Origin of the sequence: Paenibacillus sp. 7523-1, assembly GCF_002276415.1 — a bacterium.
Lineage (GTDB): Bacteria > Bacillota > Bacilli > Paenibacillales > Paenibacillaceae > Paenibacillus > Paenibacillus illinoisensis_A.
On record NZ_NPBR01000035.1, the window covers coordinates 21,861 to 29,881 of the forward strand.

Sequence of the window (8,021 nt, forward strand, 5' to 3'; positions counted from 1 at the left end):
GTAACCGCATTTAGCACTTGTGGTGTACTCGTGTTATACTTCAGTCTGGCGGTAGGGGTGACATGGGATACGGTTTCCTGTGTCAGCCCCTTTCGCACATTAGAATAGACAGCAGGTGAGTAAGGATGGAAAAAACAGCACAAGAAGTTGCCGAATGGATGGTTCAGGAGATTAAGTTTACCGGAACATTGAAGCAGGAAGCTGCAATTGAATACGTGAAGACTCATTTTGGTGATGAATTTGTTTTTGTTAATGAGAACGGGAATGCTTCTTTATCCAAAGAAGTGAAAAAAGCATTCCGAAAGCTCCATGGCGGGCAGATCGCCTGGGATCGGGATGCCTTTATGTGGGCTTGGACGTAGGTTCATTTGGATGTATAGGATGAGTGAATCTAATTGAAATGGATATGCATGCCAAAATATTTTATAAAAAGTGTATAAGTTGGTTCAGATCTGCATATCCTTTCATAAGACCGCACAGCAGGGGATGTGCTTTTGAACAAGACTTGTCCACGGCAGCACGAATAACATGTATTTCCAAAGCTGTTTGAAAAGAAAATACAAAGATTTGCTTTTTGGCAGAATTAGAGTTATAATAAGAACAAGTTGTAGAGAGAGTGGAAAACCTAATTCACATATTGTAAAGGGCGATCACTTATAGGTTATGACTGGTACCTTTTTCAATGTGTGAATTTTTATTTGCTTGCTGCAAAGAACAAAGGAACATGTTAATCTTTATTTGGAGGTGTAATTCACATGCAAAACGGAACAGTAAAATGGTTCAACGCTGATAAAGGCTTCGGTTTCATCGAAGTTGAAGGCGGAGAAGATGTATTCGTACACTTCAGCGCTATTACAGGCGAAGGCTTCAAAACGCTGGACGAAGGTCAACGCGTGCAATTTAAAATTGTACAAGGAAACCGTGGTCCTCAAGCAGAAGAAGTTGTAAAACTGTAATTAAAGCATAGCTGCCTTTAACATGTTATAATGGTAAAGGCAGCTTCTTTTTTTTGAGCAGATAGATGTAAGTCGGCCCAATAAGTTGTCGAAGCAGTAGCCCAGCGGGTTCAAGACTTCCGCTAAGTATAGGCTTCTGTGAAATAACGTCGGTTAGATGTCTTTCCATAACAAGGGGGTAGAAGTCATGTATAATCGCAAAAAGCCATTGGAAGAAATTCCACAAGCGGATGCGGCAATCTGGGAGTGTACGAGTGAAACGTGCAAAGGATGGATGCGGGACAATTTTGCGTTTGATAGCGTGCCTACTTGTCCGATATGTGCTTCTGAGATGGTTAGCACGACTAGGATGCTGCCATTGCTTGAAAATTCGAACAGTAACATGAAGACGATGTCTAAAGGAACTCGGATTTAACATAGCTTACCCGCCTCTAACGAGGTGTTTTTTTTTAACTCAGATCTGACATCTTGTGCAAAGGTACGGGTAATGAAATATGAAATTCCCGGCATTCGTTTTGGCGAATGCCTTTTTTATACGTTTTGAAATATTGAAATATAACAAACACCCCTCATGGCAGTACCATCATGAGGGGCGTTTTTATTTTAAAATAGCTAGTGAGTATGCTTGCTTAGATGAAAAGGAATGGAAGCAAGAATAATGTGGTTACCAGCGCCAAATCATATCCGGCCCCGTATCCGTAACCCCCGCCGTACCCGTATCCGTAAGGGCCATAAGCGGAAGACTTTACTCTTTTTGCGGTAACTGCGTTGTTTTTCCCTTTTCTGCGCAGCTGCTGTTTGGATTTTACAGAGCACAAGCGTGGGCCTTCGAAACTTCCGCTGACATAAATCTTGCCATCCCGGCAGCCTCCAAGTGTACCGTATATGTGCTTGCCATCTTTCATAATCATACATACCGGGCGTCCAACGTGCGGAGACACCGTCTCTTCACATACCGGATGAATTCTGTGCATGCATATCCTCCTCAGATTTTGCGGTTTGCCGCTTGGAATCAACGGTTTGTATATCATAGTAAAAAAAGAGTGAATTGGTATGGACGAGTACCCGGAAAATGTATAGGGATGTGCCGCTTTTGTCATTGCTCCATACACTGGAGGAGGGAAGGGGGCTGGAAACTTTGGATTATCATGATTTATTGGCTAAACTCGGTGAAGGAAGTGCGCATCCTGGCGGATTCATGGCGACAGTGCAATTAATCGATTCCTTGTCTCTTCCTGAACGGGGGCAAGTATTGGAAGTAGGATGTGGTACAGGGAGGACGGCATGTTATCTCGCTCGGAATGGGTATCGGGTGACGGCGATTGATCTTCACCGTCAGATGCTGGAGAAAGCGGTCAGAAGAGCAAGACGTGAACGGCTGGATATTCGTTTTATTCAGGCAGATGTCACTGCGTTACCTTTTGCGGATCATCGATTTGATGTGGTGTTTGTAGAGTCGGTTACGATATTTACTCGCTGGCGCGCTGCGCTCTCCGAATATAAGCGGGTTTTGAAACCAGGAGGGCGTTTGATTGACAGGGAGATGGTTTTGTGCGGACGGAAAACTGAACTGATGAGCCGCAGGTTGAAGCGTTTTTATGGAATGAGGACACTGGCCACCATGACGGTATGGAAGAAGCGGCTCAAACAGTGCGGATTTACCAGCGTGTTGGTTCGTGAGCACTCTCGCTCCATGGGGAAATGGGGAGTGGATCATGATCCGTACCGGGAACTGGACATGGCTATGTTTGAGGACGAACAGGTCCAGCGCATGAGTGAAACCAATGACCAATTGCTGGCGAGATACGGTAAAAGGTTGGGTTATGCCGTTTTTGATGCAAAGGTCCCGCCTGACGAGAGATGAATGCTGATGAAGGTGAACTTAAGCGTAAGGTATTGGTGTGAGAAAAGGATAAGGCAACTCACAGGGTGAGTTGCCTTTTTGTACTGCAGTTTGAATGCCGGCCCGGGAAGTGATTACAGCATATCGTTGTCGATAATTCGCCAGTGATGTTTGAGGAGGGACTCCAATTGCGGTTTGTCGTTGGTACGGAAGGCGTTAAGAATCTGGCGATGTTCCTCGTTAACCTGCTGAAGAACCCCGGATAACTTCGATTTGTTGTCACTTACATAGGACTGGCGAATGAAGCTGTTTTTCAATGTATCCAACATTTCAATAACGGTTGAATTGCCACATCGTTGGATGTACAAGTTGTGAAATTGATATTGGTCTTTACTATAGGCGGTAAGATCGAGCTGAGCAATGTCTTCATCCATTCTTGCGATAAGTGCTTCCATCTCAAGTAGGTCGGATGATCTCAAATGATCAGCTGCCAGTGTGGCGGCGAGAGCTTCCAGTACCCCGATGGCCTGGGAGAATTCAAGCTTTTTGCCAGAATCAAAAGGAGCAACAATAAAACCCCGGCGCGGAATATATTGCAGCAGATTGTCTGATGCAAGCTGAAACAGCGCCTCTCTTGTCGGAGTGCGACTGATGTCCAGCTTTTTGCATATCTCTGCTTCGTTGATCTTCTGATTGGGGAGCAGTGTTCCGTCCTGAATCTTCTGGGCGATATAGTCGTAAACGTGATCTTTCAAGGAACGGTATTTAGGTAATTCCATACCGAATTCCTCCTTCTGTATATAGTAATGATAGGATGTGCGAGCTAGGCCCAAGTGTGGTGCGCCGTTCAGGTGTTATAAGTTTTTATCATCTTAACACCGAGGGGGAAGTTGGGCAAGCTAACTTAAATGCCTATTTAATGTTATTTAAGTGTTAGATATGTTACGTATAATGGAATATAAGTCCATAAATGGTTGAAAGTTATTGCCGAAAATGCAAATGTTTGTTAGTATAACTTACATAAAGTTCCTTATATAGTATGTTGTATATTGTATACAGATTCAGATGTGTATCATTCCAAAAAAAAGAATAGGGGTATGCTCTGTGAAAAGAATTCTTTTACAGGTGTTGTTATCGTTGATGGTTGTGATCATGTCGGCTTGTGGGCAGGAACAGACAGCAGGCAATCCTTCGGCTCCGGCTTCGACCACTGAAGGTGACGCAACAGAGAAGGAAGTCATTGTCCTTGGTACCAGCGCAGATTACGCGCCCTATGAGTTTCATAAGAGCATCGATGGCAAAGACACAATAGTTGGTTTCGATATCGAGATTGCCAAAGCTATTGCGGCGGATATGGGGGCCGAGTTGAAGATTGAAGACATGGATTTTGATGGTCTCCTCATGGCGCTGGACACAGAAAAGGTGGATTTTGTGATCTCGGGCCTAACCCCAACCGAAGAGCGGAAGGAGAACGTGGATTTCACGGATATCTATTACTATGCAGAACAGGCAGTGCTTGTCCGGGAGGGTGAGGGTGGAGCGTTAGGTTCGCTGAATGATCTGTCAGGCAAGCAGGTCGGTGTGCAGAAAAGCTCCATTCAAGAAGGGATTGCTCAAGGGATAGATGGTGCCAAACTCACATCCCTAGCGAAAATACCTGAGTTAATTCTGGAATTGCAGACTGGCCGCGTGGATGCGCTCATTTTGGAGAAGCCGGTAGCGGAACAGTATGTGAAGAATCAGCAGGGACTTGCCTTGTCGGACGTAAAGATTGAACAAGCCGAAGATGAAGCTGGATCGGCAATTGCCGTCAAAAAAGGAAATGAGGAGTTGGTGAAACAAATTAACGCTACACTCCAGAAGCTCAAAAGTAACGGTGACATCGAACGTTTCGTCATTGAAGCTAATGAGTTGGTTGGGGACTAAGCCTGGCGAGTGAGGGATATGCCGTGAATTTAGATTTTTCGTTTTTATCGGATCATTGGCAGGATTACGCAAGAAGTGCGTGGGTGACGTTGGAATTGTCTTTCTTTGGCGTCCTGCTGGGCACCATCCTTGGGGTTTTGGTTGCACTACTGCGTATATCATGTGTGTGGCCATTCAAATTTTTGGCATCAGCCTATATTGAACTCATTCGGGGTACACCGATGTTGGTGCAAATTCTTATCATTCACTATGGTCTGACGGTGATCGGCATCAATTTGCCGGCATTTATGTCAGGGGTTGTGGCACTAACCATTAATAGTTCTGCTTATATGGCGGAAGTGTTTCGGGCAGGAATCCAGGCAATTGACAAAGGGCAGACAGAAGCTGCTCGTTCACTTGGTTTCACCCATGGCATGACGCTTCGCTACATTATACTGCCTCAGGCGTTTCGCAACATGCTGCCGGCAATCGGTAATGAATTCATTATCATTATTAAAGATTCTTCCCTTGTCTCCATGATTGGGATTGCCGAGATTATCTACACGGCCAGAGCTGTTCAAGGTGTTACCTTTCAACCACTCGCACCGCTCCTCGTGGCTGCTGCACTCTATTTTGTGATCACATTTACGCTGGCTAATCTGCTTGCCTGGGTAGAACGGAGGCTCTCTGCTTCCCGTTAATTGAGATTTACCCGCTGTACCAGGGCTATGGTGGAATTGGTGGTGAAGGGGTCGTAAATAGAGAAGGCTGAGCATACATTGATATTGTATTTTGTATACAGATCGGCAGGAGGTGCTGAGGAGTAATGTCAGACTCTCAAAAATGGTTGGAATGGTCGGAACAATATGCTGCGCCTAACTATCATCCGCTCCCGATTGTCATTGAAACAGCCGAGGGGGTTTGGGTTCAAGACCCTGAAGGTCGTCGATACATGGATATGCTAAGTGCATATTCGGCGTTGAACCATGGACATAGGCATCCTGTGATTATTCAGGCGCTGAAGGATCAGGCTGACCGGGTTACGTTGACTTCGCGGGCGTTTCACAGCAGTGCAGCCTCCCTTTTTTATCAGAAACTCTCGCAATTTACTGGCAAAACGAAGATTCTTGCGATGAATACGGGTGCTGAAGCAGTGGAAACGGCAGTTAAGGCTGTGCGCAGATGGGCCTATCGTTGTAAAGGTGTCCCTGAAAATCAAGCTGAAATTATCGTCTGCTCCGGTAACTTCCATGGAAGAACGTTGACAGTCACGTCTTTCTCCTCTTCTGCTGCGTACCAAAAGGACTTTGGTCCATTCACGCCCGGATTTCGCATTATTCCTTATGGAGACATCGATGCATTGAGGCAAGCGATCACTCCAAATACTGCGGCGTTTCTGGTGGAACCGATTCAGGGTGAGGCAGGTATAATCATCCCGCCGGATGGATACCTTGCGGAAGCTTTTGAACTATGTAAGAAAATGCAGGTGTTAACGGTGGCGGATGAGATCCAGACGGGTTTTGGTCGAACGGGACGCCGTTTTGCTTCTGATTGGGAAGGGGCAATACCTGATCTCTGGATCATGGGTAAAGCACTTGGTGGAGGAATTATGCCGATCTCGGCTGTGGCAGCAGATGCAGAGATCCTTGATTTGTTCGAGCCTGGCTCTCATGGCTCCACATTTGGAGGCAATCCGCTTGCTTGTGCGGTGGCTGTTGCAGCGCTGCAGGTATTGGAAGATGAACGACTGGCGGAGCGATCGGAGCGTCTGGGGAATTATTTTATGCAACATCTCAAGGGGATTAGGAGCGCTGCGGTAAAAGAGGTACGAGGAAAAGGGTTGTTTATAGGTGTCGAACTTCAAGTGCCTGCCCGTCCATATTGCGAGCAACTAATGACAGCAGGATTGCTGTGCAAGGAAACGCATGAGACAACGATTCGCTTTGCACCCCCTCTTACCATAACGGAAGATGAAATCAATTGGGCATTAGAAAGAATTAAGGAGGTCTTAAAGGATTAAGGGATGGGAGTCTGGATAGGTGGATGAGAAATCGGTTCTAATTATAACACATTGCTTTAGAAATAAGCCGCGAAGGGGCTGATCTGTATGGGGAATCATAATACGGAAACTGCAGGCAAGCTGGAGACTGCTATTGAAATGGGGTTAAGTTCTAAGGAGCAGCGCCAGGTGGCTGTTATTAAAGTTCCTTTTGGCCTCGGGGGTGCTCGCGGGGGTGCAGAGTTAGGTCCGGATGAGCTGATTACAGCTGGGCTGAAGCGGGAGATTGCGAGACTCGGATTGGTTCTGACGGAGGAAGTGCGTGTGGAATGTCCGTTGGTAGCTGATGCACCAATTGACCGTAATCGTGCTAAGTATTTGCGTGAAGTACGCCAAGTGAGTGAACGGGTGTGCGCCGAAGTGTCGCGTGTGGTAGCAGGGGGTGTGTTCCCGCTTGTTCTCGGAGGAGACCACAGTGTGGCAATCGGTACTATGGCGGGGTTAACTTCTCATTATTCAAACTTGGGTGTAATCTGGTTCGATGCTCATGCTGACCTGAATACCGAGGAGCGCAGTTTGTCCGGTAACATGCATGGGATGAGTCTGGCTGCTGCACTGGGACATTCGGTGTTTAATTTATCCCATATCCCTGGGGTTGGTCCATTTATTAATCCTTCCAATCTGGTGTACGTCGGGTTGCGGGATATTGATGAGTATGAGAAAGAGCAGATTAGAGCACATGGAATCAAAAGCTTCACAATGCATGATATAGACCGAATGGGAATCCAGTGGGTTGTCGAACAAGCGGTGGCTGTGGCAGGAAAGGGAAGTGACGGGATTCATCTTAGCTTCGATATGGATTGCCTCGATCCTCGTGAAGCACCAGGGGTGGGTACACCGGTCCCGGGAGGGTTGAACTACCGTGAAGCGCATTTTGCACTGGAGTTACTGGCTTCCACGAATCGTATTACCTCTATGGAACTTGTGGAGGTCAATCCGTTATTCGATCATAATAGACACACTGCGAGGTTGGGGGTAGAACTCATTGCGTCGCTGCTGGGGAAACGCATATTGTAATGAGTTACAATGGAGTGGAAAGATCGCATGGTCCTAAGAAGTCTCTTATATAGAAGGAAGAAGTTTTATGAAAAGCCGGAACCGAGTCTCGAACGTGCCTTCCTTGAAGGAGGGAGAGAGGCTTTTCTGGCTTTTTGTTATTCTCTTATAAATGAATTGAGTGTGCCGTGGAAGACAGGGTTAGAAGGTTAGAAATATGGTTTTAACTTTTTTCGAAAAAAGTACTTGCATAATTAAACTC

General features: G+C 46.2%; 10 protein-coding genes. 8 read left to right on the forward strand and 2 right to left on the reverse strand.

Annotated features, from left to right (window positions below; genetic code table 11):
* Positions 1–125 precede the first annotated feature (125 nt).
* From CHH60_RS29320 to CHH60_RS29330, 3 genes are all read left to right on the forward strand, one after another.
* A complete protein-coding gene (locus tag CHH60_RS29320) occupies positions 126–362 on the forward strand; it encodes a DUF6953 family protein (RefSeq protein WP_095293548.1) in 237 nt (78 codons plus the stop codon).
* Positions 363–755: 393 nt separating this feature from the next.
* Positions 756–956, forward strand: coding sequence for a cold-shock protein (locus CHH60_RS29325; RefSeq protein WP_024633772.1), 201 nt, complete (start codon positions 756–758; stop codon positions 954–956).
* Between the two features lie 187 nt (positions 957–1,143).
* Entirely contained in the window at positions 1,144–1,371 is a 228-nt protein-coding gene (locus tag CHH60_RS29330) for a cold-shock protein (protein ID WP_095362346.1), read from the forward strand.
* 214 nt (positions 1,372–1,585) lie between these two features.
* Here CHH60_RS29330 and CHH60_RS29335 read toward each other — a convergent pair whose 3' ends face one another.
* The gene (locus CHH60_RS29335; RefSeq protein ID WP_095362347.1) at positions 1,586–1,930 is read right to left on the reverse strand and encodes a hypothetical protein; all 345 of its coding nucleotides are present in this window, start codon (positions 1,928–1,930) and stop codon (positions 1,586–1,588) included.
* A 164-nt stretch (positions 1,931–2,094) separates the two neighbouring features.
* Between CHH60_RS29335 and CHH60_RS29340 the strand changes: the two genes are divergently transcribed.
* Entirely contained in the window at positions 2,095–2,820 is a 726-nt protein-coding gene (locus tag CHH60_RS29340; RefSeq protein ID WP_303621390.1) for a class I SAM-dependent methyltransferase, read from the forward strand.
* A 113-nt stretch (positions 2,821–2,933) separates the two neighbouring features.
* On the opposite strand, the gene CHH60_RS29345 is transcribed toward CHH60_RS29340, so the two are convergent.
* Positions 2,934–3,578, reverse strand: coding sequence for a GntR family transcriptional regulator (locus CHH60_RS29345; RefSeq protein ID WP_095362349.1), 645 nt, complete (start codon positions 3,576–3,578; stop codon positions 2,934–2,936).
* Positions 3,579–3,903: 325 nt separating this feature from the next.
* Between CHH60_RS29345 and CHH60_RS29350 the strand changes: the two genes are divergently transcribed.
* The 4 genes from CHH60_RS29350 (at position 3,904) to rocF (ending at position 7,780) form a co-directional block, all read left to right on the forward strand.
* On the forward strand, positions 3,904–4,725 hold the full coding sequence (locus CHH60_RS29350) for a transporter substrate-binding domain-containing protein (protein ID WP_095362350.1): 822 nt from the start codon (positions 3,904–3,906) through the stop codon (positions 4,723–4,725).
* Positions 4,726–4,748: 23 nt separating this feature from the next.
* A complete protein-coding gene (locus tag CHH60_RS29355; RefSeq protein ID WP_095362351.1) occupies positions 4,749–5,405 on the forward strand; it encodes an amino acid ABC transporter permease in 657 nt (218 codons plus the stop codon).
* Positions 5,406–5,530: 125 nt separating this feature from the next.
* Positions 5,531–6,724: an ornithine--oxo-acid transaminase gene (locus CHH60_RS29360; RefSeq protein WP_095362352.1), complete on the forward strand. Its 1,194-nt coding sequence runs from the start codon at positions 5,531–5,533 to the stop codon at positions 6,722–6,724.
* An 87-nt stretch (positions 6,725–6,811) separates the two neighbouring features.
* Positions 6,812–7,780, forward strand: a complete 969-nt coding sequence (rocF, locus tag CHH60_RS29365; RefSeq protein ID WP_341173653.1) for an arginase — start codon at positions 6,812–6,814, stop codon at positions 7,778–7,780.
* Positions 7,781–8,021: the final 241 nt, after the last annotated feature.